17 protein-coding genes are annotated in these 17,822 nt (G+C 23.8%); all 17 read right to left on the bottom strand.

The features are described 5' to 3' along the window. Positions 1-444: 444 nt before the first annotated feature. Positions 445-1,215 carry a CRISPR system precrRNA processing endoribonuclease RAMP protein Cas6 gene (gene cas6, locus BUA19_RS10405; protein WP_072726281.1) on the bottom strand — a complete coding sequence of 257 codons (771 nt, stop codon included), beginning with the start codon at positions 1,213-1,215 and terminating at the stop codon, positions 445-447. Next, positions 1,208-2,293: a type III-A CRISPR-associated RAMP protein Csm5 gene (csm5, locus tag BUA19_RS10400; protein WP_072726279.1), complete on the bottom strand. Its 1,086-nt coding sequence runs from the start codon at positions 2,291-2,293 to the stop codon at positions 1,208-1,210. Before csm5 ends, cas6 begins: the two co-directional genes overlap by 8 nt. Next, positions 2,293-3,357, bottom strand: a complete 1,065-nt coding sequence (gene csm4, locus BUA19_RS10395; protein WP_072726277.1) for a type III-A CRISPR-associated RAMP protein Csm4 — start codon at positions 3,355-3,357, stop codon at positions 2,293-2,295. The genes csm5 and csm4 overlap by 1 nt, the downstream gene beginning before the upstream one ends. Positions 3,358-3,369: 12 nt before the next feature. Then, complete coding sequence (gene csm3, locus BUA19_RS10390; protein WP_072726275.1) at positions 3,370-4,050, bottom strand: type III-A CRISPR-associated RAMP protein Csm3; 681 nt, start codon at positions 4,048-4,050, stop codon at positions 3,370-3,372. 14 nt (positions 4,051-4,064) lie between these two features. Continuing rightward, complete coding sequence (gene csm2 / locus BUA19_RS10385; protein WP_072726274.1) at positions 4,065-4,526, bottom strand: type III-A CRISPR-associated protein Csm2; 462 nt, start codon at positions 4,524-4,526, stop codon at positions 4,065-4,067. A 1-nt stretch (position 4,527) separates the two neighbouring features. Further along, the gene (locus BUA19_RS10380; RefSeq protein ID WP_408645619.1) at positions 4,528-5,187 is read right to left on the bottom strand and encodes a Cas10/Cmr2 second palm domain-containing protein; all 660 of its coding nucleotides are present in this window, start codon (positions 5,185-5,187) and stop codon (positions 4,528-4,530) included. Between the two features lie 32 nt (positions 5,188-5,219). Beyond that, the gene (gene cas10 / locus BUA19_RS10375; protein WP_072726271.1) at positions 5,220-7,073 is read right to left on the bottom strand and encodes a type III-A CRISPR-associated protein Cas10/Csm1; all 1,854 of its coding nucleotides are present in this window, start codon (positions 7,071-7,073) and stop codon (positions 5,220-5,222) included. Between the two features lie 12 nt (positions 7,074-7,085). Next, complete coding sequence (locus tag BUA19_RS10370) at positions 7,086-7,721, bottom strand: CRISPR-associated endonuclease Cas6 (RefSeq protein ID WP_072726269.1); 636 nt, start codon at positions 7,719-7,721, stop codon at positions 7,086-7,088. 116 nt (positions 7,722-7,837) lie between these two features. After that, on the bottom strand, positions 7,838-8,503 hold the full coding sequence (locus tag BUA19_RS10365) for a CRISPR-associated endonuclease Cas6 (RefSeq protein WP_072726267.1): 666 nt from the start codon (positions 8,501-8,503) through the stop codon (positions 7,838-7,840). Between the two features lie 8 nt (positions 8,504-8,511). Continuing rightward, positions 8,512-10,797 carry a CRISPR-associated helicase/endonuclease Cas3 gene (locus BUA19_RS10360; RefSeq protein ID WP_072726265.1) on the bottom strand — a complete coding sequence of 762 codons (2,286 nt, stop codon included), beginning with the start codon at positions 10,795-10,797 and terminating at the stop codon, positions 8,512-8,514. After that, positions 10,781-11,449, bottom strand: a complete 669-nt coding sequence (cas5b, locus tag BUA19_RS10355; RefSeq protein ID WP_072726264.1) for a type I-B CRISPR-associated protein Cas5b — start codon at positions 11,447-11,449, stop codon at positions 10,781-10,783. The genes BUA19_RS10360 and cas5b overlap by 17 nt, the downstream gene beginning before the upstream one ends. Before the next feature lie 12 nt (positions 11,450-11,461). Beyond that, the gene (cas7b, locus tag BUA19_RS10350; RefSeq protein WP_072726262.1) at positions 11,462-12,340 is read right to left on the bottom strand and encodes a type I-B CRISPR-associated protein Cas7/Csh2; all 879 of its coding nucleotides are present in this window, start codon (positions 12,338-12,340) and stop codon (positions 11,462-11,464) included. Between the two features lie 2 nt (positions 12,341-12,342). Then, complete coding sequence (locus tag BUA19_RS10345) at positions 12,343-13,968, bottom strand: TIGR02556 family CRISPR-associated protein (protein WP_072726260.1); 1,626 nt, start codon at positions 13,966-13,968, stop codon at positions 12,343-12,345. Between the two features lie 80 nt (positions 13,969-14,048). Further along, on the bottom strand, positions 14,049-14,660 hold the full coding sequence (gene cas4, locus BUA19_RS10340; protein ID WP_072726258.1) for a CRISPR-associated protein Cas4: 612 nt from the start codon (positions 14,658-14,660) through the stop codon (positions 14,049-14,051). Then, on the bottom strand, positions 14,635-14,925 hold the full coding sequence (cas2, locus tag BUA19_RS10335) for a CRISPR-associated endonuclease Cas2 (protein ID WP_072726256.1): 291 nt from the start codon (positions 14,923-14,925) through the stop codon (positions 14,635-14,637). The genes cas4 and cas2 overlap by 26 nt, the downstream gene beginning before the upstream one ends. Further along, positions 14,926-15,918, bottom strand: a complete 993-nt coding sequence (gene cas1, locus BUA19_RS10330) for a CRISPR-associated endonuclease Cas1 (protein WP_072726255.1) — start codon at positions 15,916-15,918, stop codon at positions 14,926-14,928. Positions 15,919-16,047: 129 nt separating this feature from the next. Beyond that, on the bottom strand, positions 16,048-17,712 hold the full coding sequence (locus BUA19_RS10325) for an AAA family ATPase (RefSeq protein WP_072726253.1): 1,665 nt from the start codon (positions 17,710-17,712) through the stop codon (positions 16,048-16,050). Between the last annotated feature and the right edge of the window lie 110 nt (positions 17,713-17,822).

Here is a 17,822-nt window from a genome sequence, read left to right as displayed (position 1 = left end):
TAATAATTTTCAGTTATCAATTTTTTAAAATCACTTATTCCTATTGGTACTTTCTTCATGAATTTCTCTCCTCTAATTTAAGGTTATTACCTATTATATCATAACCTATCATCATTAATCCATTTCTCAAAATCAATCCTTATTTTAATGGATGTATCTCTTAAATAGCACTTTTTCACAAAAATATTGCAATTACTCAATTTTGAAACTTTTTTGACGAGTATAAAATCAGTTTAAAATCTCAAATATTTTTATAGGAACAAAACTTTTTATTGATAATATCATTTATATTTTTTACATTTATATTTTAATTTATCAGCAATTTTAATTACCTTTATTGTTCATATATACCTAATAACAAGTAATATTTTACCATATAAAATATCAACAATCAAACATAAAAAAAGCAAGTAAAGTATATTTTTTACTTGCTTTTTTCATTAATCATAAAATAATAACTTGTCCAAACCCTCGCTCACTTTTATATCCTACTCCACTATAAAACGAAAATTTTAAAAGGATATAAGCTATTTTTTTTATTTTCTGCTCTATATCTTTAAAATCTAACGTTATCTCTCCTGTAAAACCTTGTACTTTGCATCTTTTTAATGAAATAATTCTTTTATTTATATTTTCTAATTTTATATTTATATTTTTTAATTCTTCTAAACAAGATTTATCTATTTTATAATCACTGTATTTATTAAACTTTTTTAATAAATTGTTAAACAAAATTTCTGAATTTATTTCATCATAAAATTTGCTCCCTATTTTAAAAAAAGTTGGAGTTATAAATTTTATTTTTAAAATATCGTCTAAATCATTATTATTAAATATATAATCTATATGCTCTTTATTAAAACTTCCTGCCCATTTACTTTGTTGTCCAGAGATTAATATATCCTTCACTAAAAAAATAGAGTTTTCTATTTTTACATCCTCTTTTAATATTTTTTTTCTAAAAAATATAGAACTAAGTAGAGCAAATAAATTTTTATTTAGTGTTGTTACTCTAAAAAAATAAATTTTACCTTTTTCTATATCTAGTTTATATCTACCATATCCTAAAAAAGTCGATACAGTAAATGCCTTTAAAAAATCATACTCATTTTTTTGTTTAATTATTTCAACTATGCTCATATGTATTTGTTCAGCTACATTATTTATTTGAGTATCTTCTAATGCTTTTATTTTTATTAAAAAACTATTAAACAAACTTTATCACTGCCCATCCTAAAGGATAAATTTCTTCAACTAAACTTCTTGAATTAATATCAACCTTATTTGTATTCACTAGATTAAATGTCGTACTGTCAAACCCTATTCCTTTTCCAATTCTTATTAAAGCTTCACTATCTTTATCTAAGTCATCGTGTATTTTTTTCAATTTTTCATAAACTTCAAGAGTTTCATTGTATTTAGCTTTATTTTCATAAAATTCTATTTCATTATCTATTATATCTAATGATTTAAGATTAAGTGCATCTAAAATATCAAATTTTGTTATTTCTTTTTTTACTTTTCCTTTATTGTAATATCCTTTAAAAAGATTTAAATTAATATTAAATTTTATTTCATCATTTGTCGATAAAACAGATTTTGTACATAGAGAATAAAAAGGAATTCCTTTTTTAAATACACACTTCTTTTTTTTATATGTATATATATTTATATTATATAATCTTAATACATTTTCTAATAAATCTGAATCCGAAATTTTTACTGATTTAAAAGGATCATCAAAAGCATTAGTTTTTTGTAAAATATCCTTTTCGTAAATATTAGATTTATATTTTTCACTCCTGTTATTATCAATTCTTCCTTTATTGTTTTTAATAACCTTATAATCAAATTTTTTATTACAATCCCCTAAATCATATAAATATGCACTTTTTATAGCCCCTTTTAATGTACTCGCTGGTATGTATGCTTTGTTATTTATATTTACAAAATCATTTACTATAAATGAATTTTCTTCATTTGAATTTTTAGCTCCTTGTATTTTTTTATCGTAATTATATATAAATTCATCTGATGCTTCTATTTTAGCTTCATACCCTAATCTTTCATCATATATCTGAGTTATATATGTTCTAAGTTCTATTAAACTTTTTTGTGCATATTCATTAAACTTATTCTTTTGCTCTTCTCCTAAATTATCATATAAATCCATAGCATTGAATTTATACAAATATCCATTTTTAACTATATATTCATAAGGAAATATCTCTTGTCCATTTCCTATATGTATAGGAGTTATAGGGGTAAGTGTTATTTTATAATTTTCAATCATTACAATTTCACCCCCAAAGTAAATGGTATCATACACTGAACTACATTATCATCATAATACAATCCACTTAACATTCTTCCTTTAATCTCATCTGCTTTTCCTCTAAATACAGAGCCTGGGCTGTAGCATACAAAAGGTTTTTTAAACACATTTTCCCTATTTGAATATAACCCTGATACCTTTGCTCTTTTAGTTATTATATTAGAACTTATAACTCCCTCAAAATCACCATTTTTAGGAATATAATTGGATAAAATCACAAATCCATTTCCACCAAAATTATTTTCAAACAAGTCTTTTCTTTCTTTAAAATATACCGTTTCAAAATGTCCTTTTCCTGAACTCGCTTTTTTGCCAAATCCCGTAAGTTGTATGTAATCTAAATATTTTTTAAGTTTATCAATATCAAAATCATCTCTTACTTTTATATATATTGATAAAGTAGAATTATAAAAAGTTTCTATGTTATTAAATACTCCAGAACCATATTCTTGTTCAGATGAATTTGTAATTCTATTTATTCTATTTTTAATTACATTTACAGTTTTAATCAAATCAGAATACTGTTTTATATTGTATTTTTTAATATATTCTTTTTTACTTTTAAAAAATAGTTCTAATTTCCTCTTAAAGTTAGGCTCTATTTTTTCCATTGTAATTGGACATCTTATATTTTGCACTAATTCTTTGTATATTGTTTTTAATTTCTTACCTTCTCTTATTTCATTAAAAACATCTATATTTATATATTCAATATCTTCAATCTGTTTTAATAGTTTTGTTAATTTTATTTTTACAGCTTTAGAATCTTTAGCCAGTTTATTATTATCAGCATTATTTATATAAGATGTTTTTATAAAAGGCAGATAATTTGATAAAAATCCATTAGATACTATAAAAGGTGGGTTATAATTTTTAAATTCATTTAATATACTTTTTAAATAATTTTCTCCATCTAAATATCTTATAGCCCACATTATATGTCCCCATATAGTATCTGAATGAAGTTTTGTTAAAAAGGAGGATTTAGGATTTATTTTCCATTCATATACCGTGTATTTCAATGTATATCCCCCCTAGATATTTATATTTTCTATATCTATTTTTTGCCCATCAACATAAACTTCTAATTTAATATGTCCATTACCTCTTGATACTCCTCCACCTATTCCATCTAATGATAAGAGTTTTAATCCTTTTAATACATTTTCAAAATTTTGTTCATCTAATTTTCCACCATCATCTAAATCAAATATTTTATACGACATTTCAAATTCAAACTCAATTCCTGCTGGAACTCTTTCTATATTTCTAGGAACAGCAATTGAAGTTATTCTATTTATACTATTTTCATATTTCATTTCTGTATCTGTTCCTGTTTTTTTTCTAAGTTCTTCTAAATCTTTTTTAGAGTCATCAGTTAAATATGCATCCCTTACTATAAGTCTTGTTGGGCCACTTTGAGCCTCTCTACTATCTACTGCACTTCTTCCAAATATTGTACATACAGGACAATATTTTTCTTTACAACTATGTATAGCCCCATCATTTTCCACTTTCCCTAAATTCCATTCAGTTAAAGTTCTAAGTTTACCCTTTATAGAACTTCCTGGTATATAAGGCTCATTAGTAAATGGATTTCTTATTATAGGATTATCATTTCCTCCAATTTCTATATTAGCTGCATTTCCTCCTATCGCCATACCTGATAAAAGAATTATTTTTCCTTTTATTTGTTTTATACCTTTAAGTTTCATAATATCACCCCTTATTATCTATTGTTTTCTCCACCAAATCCGTAAAAATATCCAATTATTGCTTCAAAGAATAATACAAAGTTTTCAAATGTATCCAAGCTTTTATTCTCTTTTATATAATCAACACTTTCATTTATAAAATCTCTAAATCCTTTAGTTATTTTTGAATTAAATCCATTTCTATACTTGTATTCAGCTTTTGATTTTAGCATTAGTATAAAAGGATAGTTTTTTTCAAATAATTCTTCACTTTCATTTATTCTACTTTTTATTGCTTTTACTTCATTAAAGAACGCTCTTAATTGAGAGTTAGAAAGTTTTTCATTATATAATTTTTTTGCAATATATTGTGCTTCAGTTGTTATTAATTCTTCTCTTAAATTTCCTTTTTCATCTGTATATCCCTTTTCAACAAATTCAAATTTGATAGGCTCTTGTTTAGCACATTTTTTATTACCTTTTGAATTGTAACTCAATTTATTCCCCTCCTCTATTTTTTCTTACAGCATAATTTAAAGCTATTTTCATGTATTTATATATAAAACTATTTTCATCAGGTATATTATCAAAATACTTTTTAAGTTTTGATATTTCTTCTTGTTTAAATATTATTTCTTCATCTTTTTTATAATTTTTTATTCCTAATTTATTTGCTATTTTAGGGATTAAATTTCTATATATATCATAATTAAATTTCGATATATATAGAAGTTTAGATACATCTTCATAGTTTGAATTAACATATTCTTCAACCATGTTAGTATAACTTAAAAGTCTATATATAAAGCTTTGAGAATATGTCTGATTTTGAAGATTTTTATAAATATATTCCCCTAAGTCAAATATTTCATTAAAATCTTCCCACTTTATAAATCTATCAAATATAACTATTCCATTTTTTCCTTCTTCTTTTGCTTTTTTTAATCCTTCATCTGCTTTTTTAAATACGTTCATTATAGCTTCTTTATTTTTCATAAAAGCAATTGATGCCGATAAAGTTATATCAGTATTATTAGACACAAACTCCTTAAATTTATCATTTATAAATTTAGCAGTAAATATAACTTCATTCCATGGCCCAATTAAAGTAAGGTCTGCCCCATTTGAATTTACAATATAATGATTGTGTAAATTTATTTTTACTTTTTCTTTTTCTAAATTTATAATTTCTAACCTAGATCTTGAGAATTTATTGTATATATAACTATTAAAAAAGTATTAATCATTGTACTTAAATTAGATATTCTAGAAATAGAAGTATAATCAAATTTACTTTTTTCATCTTCTTCATAGTCTGGTAAATTTTTAATATCTTCTTTACCAAATAATCCAACATCCATAAGAAGTTGTAAATTATCTAAATCTAACTTTAAAATTCCTAAATTTTTAACCCCTTGAGCTTGAGATGATATAGCCTCAAAGCTTTTAATGTCATTTTCATAATTAGTATCATCTTTTTTAGTATAAAATCTATATTCTTCTAAACTTTCATAAGTTGGAGCATAATTTGCATAAAATTCAAATCCACTAGGATAATTAGTTAAAATTTCAGTATCTTGTAAATTCATAACTATATAAGGAGATTTATCAATATTATCTAAATCATTTTTATCTTCTAAAAAAACAACATATATATCATTAAATATTTTAATTTTTTTATTATAATTTATGTCTTCACTATAATAAGCTATATATTTTGATTTTGTAACATATGTACCTATGTTTATTTCATTTTCACAAAATCTACATTTATCATTATTCTTAGGTTTAAAATATTTTTGACATATAGGGCATACTCCACCAATTTCAAAATCAAAAGATATTACAGGATTTTTTAGTATATTTTCTTTATATTTTTGATTAGAATTTTTTTGTAATTTATGATTAATTTCATCTACTATTTCTCTAAAATTTCTTAGTTTTTCTCCGCAAACAGAAATAACTGTTAAATTAAAATAAATAGATGCTTCAAATTCATTAAACAAATAATCATTAATATCTCTTTTAATTTTTAATAATTTTTCTTTTACAGGATATGTTTTAGGAGCTAATATATAGAATCTATTTCCTATATTTATAATGTTATTGGCAATAGTCAAATTAAGCTCTTTTATTATTTTATAAGAAATAGATTTTACTAATAAATTAGCAAAAAAAGATTTTCCTCTTAATCTTTTAGATGCATTTTTAGTTGTGTTAATATCATTTATATATTCTGATATTCCTTCAATATCACATCCAATAATCAAAAACTTATCTTCTTTATCATCTTTTGCACTTTTTTCATCTAAACTATTATTTTCTTTATGATATAAATAGCTGCAAAGAGCTATTGCACTTGTTGTTTTTAGATGGTCAAATAAAGATATATCACAAATATTTTTTGTTGTATCACTAGGTAGACACCATGTATATTTTCTAAGTATATAAAATAGAGTTTTAAAAAACATTTCAAAGTCATCTGTATTTAGCTTGTCTAATTCACTTATAAATTTATCTACTAATTCTTTAATTTCTTCTTGTGTATTTTTTTCAAAATTTTTAGGAAATACATTTTCATATTCTTTACATGAAAATTCTTTTAGCTTGTATTTAGAATTTTCATTATAAAATTTATTGTTGTTAATTTCTAGTTTATTAAACAAACTATCAAGTGGCTGAGTTTTAAAATAAGAAGATTTATTTTCTCCATCTCTTCTTTCACTTGATGAATAATTATCTGCTCTTGATATTAAATACGCTAAAACTCTTTGATATGTATTTTTTATACTATTCACTCTAAATTGTTCTTCTATTGTATGATGTTCATGATGTTTTTGAACCAGTAATGTAAGAAGTTCGTTTTCCTTTAAAATATTTTTTTCTTTAAGTAATTTTAAAAAGTCAACTGATAATTGTTGATGTTTTTTATTCGGAAGATATCTTTTTCCCATATAATCATCACATCTATTTAAAAGCTTTCCTATATCATGTAAAAGACCAGCTAAAGCTATTATATAATTTTCATTATTTATATTTAGCATAATACACCTCCCCTAATTAGATATGACTGTTCCATATCCTATTGATTTTCTTTTTCCTATTCCCATATAATCTGGTATTTTTACATTGCATACAAAATCCCCTTTAAATCCTATAAGCTCTGTATCCTTCATTATAATCTTTATTGGTTTAAAATCTCCTTTTGCTATAATTTTTTTATTTACTTTTATCCCTAAATCCTTAAAGTTAGATAATATGTTATTCTGTATCTGCTTATTTAAATCAAATTCACCTTTTTTAAATTTTAAGTAATTATTTTGATTAAGCGCTAGCCATGGCGTTATAAATTTATATGAAAATAATTCATCAGCAACTTCAAATTCTTTATTATCTATAATAATTTGCGTTCTAAAATTTTTAATTATTTTGCCTTCTATATCAATTTCTTTCACATTTATGCAGTTATTTTTTATAAATTCAGCGCCTTGCTCTATTCCAAATATAGCCAATTTTTTATCTATAAGCTTATATTGTATTTTAGGCATTTTATAATTAAATTCAAAAGTACTTATATGATTATGTACCATTATTTCTTCTTTGAAAGTATTTGCTATATATCCTCTTAATTTTTCTACATCTCGTGTTCTAAAATTTTCATCTGTTTCAAATTTTATTAAACATATCTGCAAAATAAATGCTCCTTTCTGGAACTTTATCCTTTTTATTACATAATCATTTTTATTATACTAATTTTCCCTAAAAAATAAAACAGCTATATATAGTAATATATGGCTGTTCTATAAAATCACATAAATTTATTGCTAGATTTTTTTACAGTTCCAAATCCTCTAGATACAGATTTTCCTATACCTAAAAACTGTGGAATATTAAAATTAACTTTAAAATTGCCTTTAAATCCTTTCATTTTCACATTTTTAAAATTAACGTTACATTCTTTTAAGTCAATTGATACATATATTTTTTTATCTACTTTATATTTTAGACTTTTAGACATTGATAATATATTTCCTATTAGTATTTTCTTTAAAAATTCCTCTTTCTGCATTTCATTCATTTTTTCATATTTCATAAAATTACTTTGATTTAAAGCTAGCCATGGCGTTACAAAGCTATACTTTATGTAATTATCAGTTATACCAAACTCAATACTTTCTTTTATTATCTTTTTTTGATATGTATAAATTTCATCTTGATCTATAACAATTTTATCCTCATTTAATCCAATACTTGCTATAAAATCTGCTCCTTCTAAAATTCCACATATTATAGGGTTATTGTCTATGACTTTATACTGAACTTTAGGGTATCTATAAATAAATTTATCATTATGGTGATTGTGCATAATAGATTTATCACTATATTTATTAGCAAAATATCCTCTTATCTTTACTCCTTGAGTTGAATTTAAGTTTAAATTTTCAAACTTTAAAAGTGTATAGTCTAACTTCATAATTCCTCCTAACAAATGGATATGTTTGTGATTTTTATGCCTCTATTTTCATCATAGTAGCATTTATCTAAAATTCTCATCCCTTTTTTATTATTGCAATTATCATTTATATTTTTTAAGTCTTTTTTGAGTACTGATATTTTATATTTATTTAAAGTCCTCCAAGCATTTAATATATCTTGATATTCTCCTTTTCCTTCTAAGATTATGTCTATACAATTTTGAGTTTCTTCATTGTAATTTATAATTATATCTTCCTTTGGAATATCGTCTTTTATAAGTTCAAATTCTTTTCTTATATTATTAAATTCAAGTTTTTCTATATATTTATATATTTTGTTAGATGCATCATTACTTTTTATATTGTCTACCGCTTTGAAGTATTCTTCATTTATATCTAAAATTTCATTTTCATTTATAATTTGTCTACCTTGCAGTATCTTTTTAGTTGCATCTAATAAAGAATTAGAATATATATATGAGCAAAAAGGTCTTTCATTTTCATCAATTAAATAAAATAGCCTTAATATTCCTTTTCCTTTAATTGCATTTCTATTTGCTCTACCTCCAGTTTGATTTATTGAATCCATAATTGAAAAATCCCTATAAACTATATCAAAGTCTATATCAACTCCAGCTTCTATAATTTGAGTTGATACAAGTATATACTTTTCATCACTATTTTTTATTTCATTTATTACTTCAAGTCTTCTTTGTGGATGTATTGCTGTTGATAAATATAATACTTTTCTATCTTCTATTTTTTCTAATTCATCTAAAACATATAATGATGATTTTATTGTGTTTAAAACTATTAAAAAACTTTTTTCACTTTGAGTATATATATCTTCTTTTAAAATTTCACAAAATGTATCTATATTTATAGGATTATCTATATAATTTTCTATTTGTATTCTATCTAACTGTTTAAATATTTCTTTATTACTCTTTACAAGTTCTATTCCTTGTAAGAATAATGGTTTTGTTGCTGTAACAGTTATAATGTAGCAGTTAAATTTTTTGCATAAAATATCAAATATTTTTTCTATTATTTTATAATATTTAGGATCTATTGCCTGTACTTCATCTAATATAATTATACTTCCTGCTAATTTATGAAATCTATTCACTATAGAATTTTTACCTGCTTTAAATATTGTATTAAAAAGTTGTACAAATGTGGTAGTTATTATAGTGCTTTGCCAATTTTCCACACAAAATCTAGCATCATAATTTCTATATTCTTTTTCTTCATCTAAAGTATTATCTTTATATTCAAGTGGTGTCATAGAGTGATGTTTTAGTATAAAACTTTCAAATATCTTTATATTGTTTTCTTTTAAAATATTTTCAAGAACTTCATAATTTTGATCTATAACACTTGTAAATGGTATTGTATAAATTATACTTGGAATTATGTTTTTATTACTTTCATTATATATTCTTTGAAATAATCTAAAAGAAGCTCCATAAGCTGCAAGTGTCTTTGATGTTCCTGTTGGTACATTTATTGAAAATATATGATTTTTATTTATATCTATATTGTCTATACTATTTAATACTTCTTCATATATTTTATTTCTTATTTTAAATAATTTTGTATCTTTTATATTTGGGTATTTTTGCACTAATTCTTTTTTTATTTTTTGTTGATATTTTTTTACATAACCATCATACACATCTGTTTTATTTTCATAGGCACTACCTCTTATTAATTGTGTTTTATCCGAAGTTAATAAAAGTGAGTATATATAATGTGTATTTATGTAATCCTCTATCTCAAATTCCACATCATAAAAATCATCAATAGGTCCTTCTAGAAAGTCTTCATCTTGTATTAACTCAAAAAACTCAGATATATCTTTTTTATAAATATTATTTAGTTCTTCTATATTTTCTTTTATTGAATTACTAATTTTTATAAGTTGCTTTTTATTATATTCAAATAAGCTTGTTGATGGTTCTAAATTTCCATGATGCCTTTTAACGCACATAAACCCTATAAATTTCCATTTTTCAGGTAGCATATAATATGCAAAATATGCTGATATTTCACCATGGCATTTTAATCTCCCATTATACTCTCCTTTTAAATAATCTTGAAAATATTTACTTGCTTTTCCAAAGTCATGGCACATACATATAATTTCTATAATTTCATCAAGTTCTTTATTTTTGCCATGGGTTTTATGAGTTTTTAAAGCAATATCTCTAACTTGAGTTAAGTGGTCAATTAGTAGCTGACCACTTTTATTTTCATTTATATGGGACATAATTTTAAAAGAAAAAGACATTATATTCACCAACTTTTTTAAATAAAGTTTTGTTTTTTATGTTTATTATATTATTTGGAGAAAATACTATATTTTCATATTCTATATATTCTCTTTCTTTGTTATTTTTAGTAGGTATCCTGTCAACATAAAATTCAAATTCATTATCAAAATCAAACTCTATATAATCTTTAGGAACTAATGTATGAGTATAATTTTCTTCAATATTTTCAATATCCACTGTTTTTTCATATTCTAATTTTGCTATATGTTCACTGCATCCTAAATATGGGGTAAACACATATTCTTTAGATTTTAATATATTTTCTATTTGATTTAATTTTTCCTCACCTGTGCTTAAAAATATTCTATATTTAACATCTCTTAAAAACTGTATTCTTGATATAAATGTAGGAGATTTTTTATTAGTAGTTACTTGAGGTATTAAATTGAAAGACTGTGTATCTTTATATACCTTATTTAAAACTTGAATACCTATTTTAATGTCATTACTATATTCATATAAATCCTTATAATCTATTCCAACTACTGCTCCTATAAGTCCTCTTACAGCCACAGGATGTATAGTTGAAAATGTAAGTGCTGATGTTGTAGTGTGCGGACATCTAAAGCGTGCAAATGAACTTTTTGCTGTAAATATTAGGCTTTTCATATGACCACCCTCTTAAATGTCAAAAACATTAAATTCTTCATTTATATTAAGAAGTTCTACCTTTGGATGTTTGTATATATTAATTTTCTTTATTATATCTTTTTTTCTTTCATAATAATCTAATAAAGGTTTTAAATCAAAGCTAAATTCTTCTATACTTCTTATTTCAAGATCTTGTTTTTTCTTTTTAACATCTATATAATCTAGTTCTCCATCTATATAATTCTTATTATATATAACTTCTACTAAAAGTCTTGGCATTTGATTTTTAGATGTACTTTTATAATTTCTAATTCCACTTATTAATACATCTTTAAATTCTTCTAAGTCGTCTTCACTTACATCTATATTTTGTCTTTTAGCAATCATATCGTTATATACCATATAAGTTTTAAAAAGTGCATAAGGTGTATAATATTTTGACCAAGTAGTTCCCTGTTTCGCTTCTGATTTTGAACCTGTAAAAACAGAAGTCCCTTGTGCAAATACTATATCACATTCATGAAGGCTTTTACTCCATACTATTTGAAGTGGTCCATGTATATTAAATTTAGGTTTTGTTATTACTGCACCAAATAATTTCACATCTTTATATTCTTGTTTTAATTTATCTTCTAATTGATCTTTTTTTATTTTTTCATCCTTTATTACCTTAGCTGCTACCCCTTTACAATCTATAAATAATCCTTTATCATTTTTAGTAGGCTTTACAAATACCTTTTCTCCTCTTGCATCTAATTCATCTCTTACATACCTTTTTATTCTTACATCTGACATTTCAAGTTGATATGTTCTTTCATCTTGTCTTGGTCTGTTATCATTTATCATATCACCATTTGGATTAGACATTGTTGCATCTGAATATAATAAGTATTCTCTAGTATCTGCCATTTTTACTCAACCTCACTTTCATTTTTTTCTTTTTCAAAATATGAGTCTTTTCCCCATGCAAATATGTACTTAGCTTCATCTTGTGAAATCTTATTTTCTTTATTAGCCATTAAAAGTTTAGCTTCACTTATCATATTTTTAAGATAGTTACTTTCAACTTTATATTTTTCTATTTTATCTGTTAATAAATTTGAAAAATATATAAAATCGTTAAAATCAAATCTTCTAGCGAATAAAAAGTTTTTTTCTAAGGAAGTTTTGCTATTTTCTTCATTTAATTTGGTTTTTATTTGATAAATCATATTACTGTATGCTCTTCCCAAAATAAACCATGCTTTTTTTTCATTACTGTCAAAATAATTTATATTATCATCAAATAATTGTTCATAGCTTGAATATGTTTTCAATACATTCCACCCCTTTTCTAAGCAGCTACATTCACATAAAAAATTATATATTTTATTTATATTTTTAATACAAGCAAACTTTTTGTGATTACCTCTTACATAGTTATACTTATATACCTGCATTACTCTTTTAAAAAATAAATTTCTATCTATTTTCGTTCCTTTAAATATTGATGATAGTATTTTAAGCTCTTCTTTATCTGTTGTTTTTAACTCATTCCCTGAAACTTTAACTGATGAACAATATTTAATTACTGAATATAAGCTGAATTTTCCTTTATCATCAATATCATCATATTTATCTAATAATTTTGATATTTTACTAAATCTTGAAGGAAGTATATCTACTATGGAATGATTTATTCTAAAGAATTGATTATTTTGTTCGTAAAAAATCATATCTGTTAAAGACTGAGTTTCAGATAATCTTCTTACTACTTGCCTTTCTTTACTTGATATACTTTTTAAAAGTTTTTCAGTTCCTTTGTCATCTTCAAAATCTCTTTCATATACTTTTGCAACTTTTTTATTATAGTTGTGAGGTAAAAACATTACACTCTTTTTAAGCCAATAAGTTGTAAGATTATCTTCTATATATTTTTTTCCAACAATCAGATTTTCAAGACAATCCTTACATATTACTATTCCATTTTTATCTTTAGAATCTATATTAGAGTAAATACCTTTATCATTTGTATAAAATTTATAAACTGCACTATTAAAACATTTTCCTTCACTGGAGCATAAATGACATTTGTTATTTCCTTTTACTTCATTAAATGTTGTTGAGTACATTGTATTCATAAATTTATTTTCAAATAGTTCTCTAGGAGTTTTATTATTTATATTTACAATAAAAAAAGTGTTTTTATCATTTTCTTTTAAGTAATTTTCTATTATATTTTTTATTTCTTCTTCTTTTTCTTTTATCTCGCAAAATTTACAAATTTTTTTCACACTAGATTCTTTATAGTAATCTAATCTAATACCCCCTCCCAAAAGTCCATTACCAGCTTGATAAAAAAGTGCATCTTTTACTACATCTTCATAAAAATCTTTTAATCTCTCAACTGTAATTCCATCTTTTTTAGTATCTATATTTATAGGAAGGATGTATTTAATATCTTTTGAATTTATTTTTTTTACCATAAAATCTAGCATATCTATATCGTCTTTATTTTCTCTTACGTATTTTCCTATATTTTTTATATACTCAATCATATTTTTACCTCCTTTCTCTATTTTTTATATTTTTTTACATTATCTTTTATTATTTCTACGTTTTATTTTTAATTCCTTCTTTATTTAATACAAATGTTTGAATAACAACAATCTATACATCTAGATTTATATTTGGTAGCCTTAGGAAAATACCCTTGTAAAACATCTAAGTATTCTTTAATTGTATTTTTTAGTTTATCTTTTGATTTATCCATAATTTCAATTTCTTTTACTATATGTCCATTCCTACAATAAACTAAATATCCTTTATTAACTATAGAACCATACATTTCTTCTATCATGAGTGCATACATAATAATTTGTGTTTTATACGTATCATATATTTTATCATTATATTCAGCAAATTTATAATCGAGAGGTGCCATGGTTTTATCTTCTAAGGTTAATACTTCGTCTACTATTCCCTTTATTCCTAATTTTTCTGATATTAACGGAACATTTATTTCCTTTTTTATTACATTTAGTTTTGTTCTCAAATAATCTTTATTTTCTTTTTGCTTTTTTTCATGAATACTTCTTCCTAATTGAACTTTAAATCTTTTTTCTTCATATTGACTTATACCTAAACATTTCATAAAATATATAAATCTTTTACAATATAAAAATTCTATAATTTGCGAAGGTGTTATATAATAAATGTTTTCGTTAAAAAAACTTTGAGATAAGTTCATCTGTTACCAACTCCTTATCAAAAGCTTGTCCTATAAGACCTGCTTTTTTAAGTTCTGATTTACTCATAGGAAATATATATACTGAATCTTTATCTAAATCTACCATATCTTCTGCTTTAAGTTTTAATTCATCTAATGTGTTATTATCAATATCTCCTAAAAATACGCTTTTTTGAACTCTATAAAGACCTATATTTTTGCAGTGTTTGACTATATTTCTTCTAATCTTGTTACTTGTAATATCATATATAACCCATATAAGCAATTATACAGCCTCCTCTTTTAGTATTCTATTTGCTATATTATGACAATCATACTGAATAATATTTTGAAATTCTATGTTTCTACCTTTATATTTAATTTTCTTTTGAAGATATTCATTGTACTTTCCTATCAAAAGTTTTTTTCCTTCTTGATTTAAATAAAACCCACCATCTTCTACTCTATCAAAAAAAGTTTTCTTTACTTTTTTAGTTGTAAACAATTTAAATACTATTTCATCTATATAACCTCTATACATTTCTATAAGATCAAATACTAACGCTTTTTTATTATAATTATCGGTGTGCATTATACCTATATACGGATCAAGTCCTGATAATATACAGGCTTTTTCTACATTAGAATACATTATTCCATATCCATAATTTAACATGGCATTAAATTCATCTTTAGCAGGATTTTTACTTCTTCCACTGAATTTATATTCTGTTGGAATTAATTTACTTAATACGCCAAAGTATATACGACTTGCATTTCCTTCATATCCTTGAATAGTATCTCTAACTTGCTCTATACATTTAGCTTTAGGTATATTGTTTATATTTTTAATTTGAGTATTTATTTTTTCAATAGCTTCTTTTATGATATCTTTTCTATTGTCTCTTCTATTTACAGATAACTTATTTAAATGTGATATTTGATTTTGCATTTTTTGTATTATCCATTCTTTTACAAACTCTACCCCCATGACATTATCTTGTAAAAATAATTGTTTTCTTCTTATGGTACTTATACTTCCTAATTTTGAATGCCATACTCTTGCGAGTGGTTTCCCCGTGCTTTTTAAAAATACTATATCTATATTGTTTTCAATAGCAAGTTCTATTACATCAGTAGTTAATGCACTTTTTGTAGTCATCAATATTTGTTCTACTTTTCTAGCAGAATATTGTTGCTTGAGTTTATCTTTTTTCACCTGAAAGCATTCTCCAACTTTGGATATATATGTTCCAGGTGTATTTATTATCAATTTCATTTAAATACCTCCTTTTTTATTTATTTACATTATGATTAATTTTATGGATATTTATTCCATTATTTGTTGAAAATTTATAATTAAATACAAAAACAAAAACTGCCATGGCTGATTGTGCCATGGCGTTCCTTATCCCTCAACTACTAAAACTTCTTTTCCTTCAAATGCAATTCCTAGCTCTATTATGTTTTCAATTCCCATATCCAATAATTCCTGTTTGTAATTTTTTTCTTTTATTTGCGCTATTGCTTTATCTGCTGCAATCTCTAATGTTTCTTTTCTTCTTTTATTTACTTTCTTAAACTCCATAATTATTCCTAGTTTATTTCTGTCTTTTGGAATTAACGCTACATCATATCTTCCATATCCACTTTCTCTATTTGACTTTACTTCATATTCTTCATTTAATGCTACTAAAATTCCAAGCACAAATGCATGATAGAACTTTTCACTTTCCTCTATATCAAAATAGCTTGCACTTTTTATTATATACTCACTAAATATATCTTCAAATGTTTCTATATCCCCTGTTGTCAAACTTTTTAGCATATAATTAAATTTTTCATTATTAATACTTTCTTTAAACCAAGCCAATATTATTTCTTCATATAGATATTTCACTTCAAAGTTTGGTATTTCTAATGTGCAAAAACTTCTTCCCATTTTTAAATTTTCATTTATAACCTTTAAATACCCGCTAAAAAGCAAAAAACTCCATACATTTTCTGATCCATTTTCTATATCATTCATCACTATATCTTCATTCATTTGTTTTACAATAGTTTTTCCTTTTATCAAATCTTCAAGTTCTTTTTTTACTGTTTCCCCTGCTTTTGTCAATACTATTTTTACTAAATCATTACTGCTCGTATTCACCCAATAAGGTCTAAATCCTTTTTCATGATTTTTTACATAATTTAATATTGACCATGGGTTGTATATTACATTTTCTCCAAACATATATCCATTATACCATTTTCTAACTTCATCCATTTCAAACTCTATATTATAATACTTTAATATTTCTTCTACTTCACCTTCTAAAAAACCAAACTTATCACTATAGTGATTATTTAATATTGTACAAACCTCTAAATTGTTTAGTCCCGAAAATATACTTTCTTTCGCTACTCTTAATATTCCAGTAAGCACTCCTTTTTGCAAATACTCATTATCTTTAAGAACACCACTCAAAAAATTTCTCATAAATTCTATTATTTCTTTATAGTATCCACTTAAATATCCGCTTTGTATAGGTGTATCATATTCATCTATTAACACAATTGTTTTTTGATTATAATATTCGCTTAAAAACTTACTTAGATTTTTAAGACTTGTTTCATACTGTCCTTGAGAAGCTTCCATAGATAGTATTTTCTTAAAATAAGTTTCTTCTATACCTTTTAAATGATTATCTAGTAGATATTTGTGTTTATAATATTCAATAGATATAATTTCCTTCATTTTTTCATAACACTTTTGAAAATTTCCATCTTTCACATCTTTAAATGTCAGATATATAACTGGATATTTTCCCTGCATATCCATTATATCTTTATACTTATTTACCTTTAGATTTTTAAATAAACATTTATTATCTTCATCATTTTTCTCAAAAAAATACTTAAGCATACTCATATTAAGTGTTTTCCCAAAACGCCTAGGTCTTGGAAGAAGTATTACCTTTGCTCCGTCATCTATTATTTCTTTTACAAACAAACTTTTATCTACATAATAATAATTTTCAGTTATTAACTCTTTAAAATCACTTACTCCTATCGGTACTTTCTTCATGAATTACTCTCCTCTAATTTAAGGTTATTACCTATTATATCATAACCTATCGTCATTAATCCATTTCTCAAAATCCATCCTTGTTTTAATGGATGTATCTCTTAAATAGA

Source organism: Tepidibacter thalassicus DSM 15285 (assembly GCF_900129915.1).
In the GTDB taxonomy this organism is placed as follows: Bacteria; Bacillota; Clostridia; order Peptostreptococcales; family Peptostreptococcaceae; genus Tepidibacter; species Tepidibacter thalassicus.
This window is presented reverse-complemented; position numbering and strand designations above follow the sequence as displayed.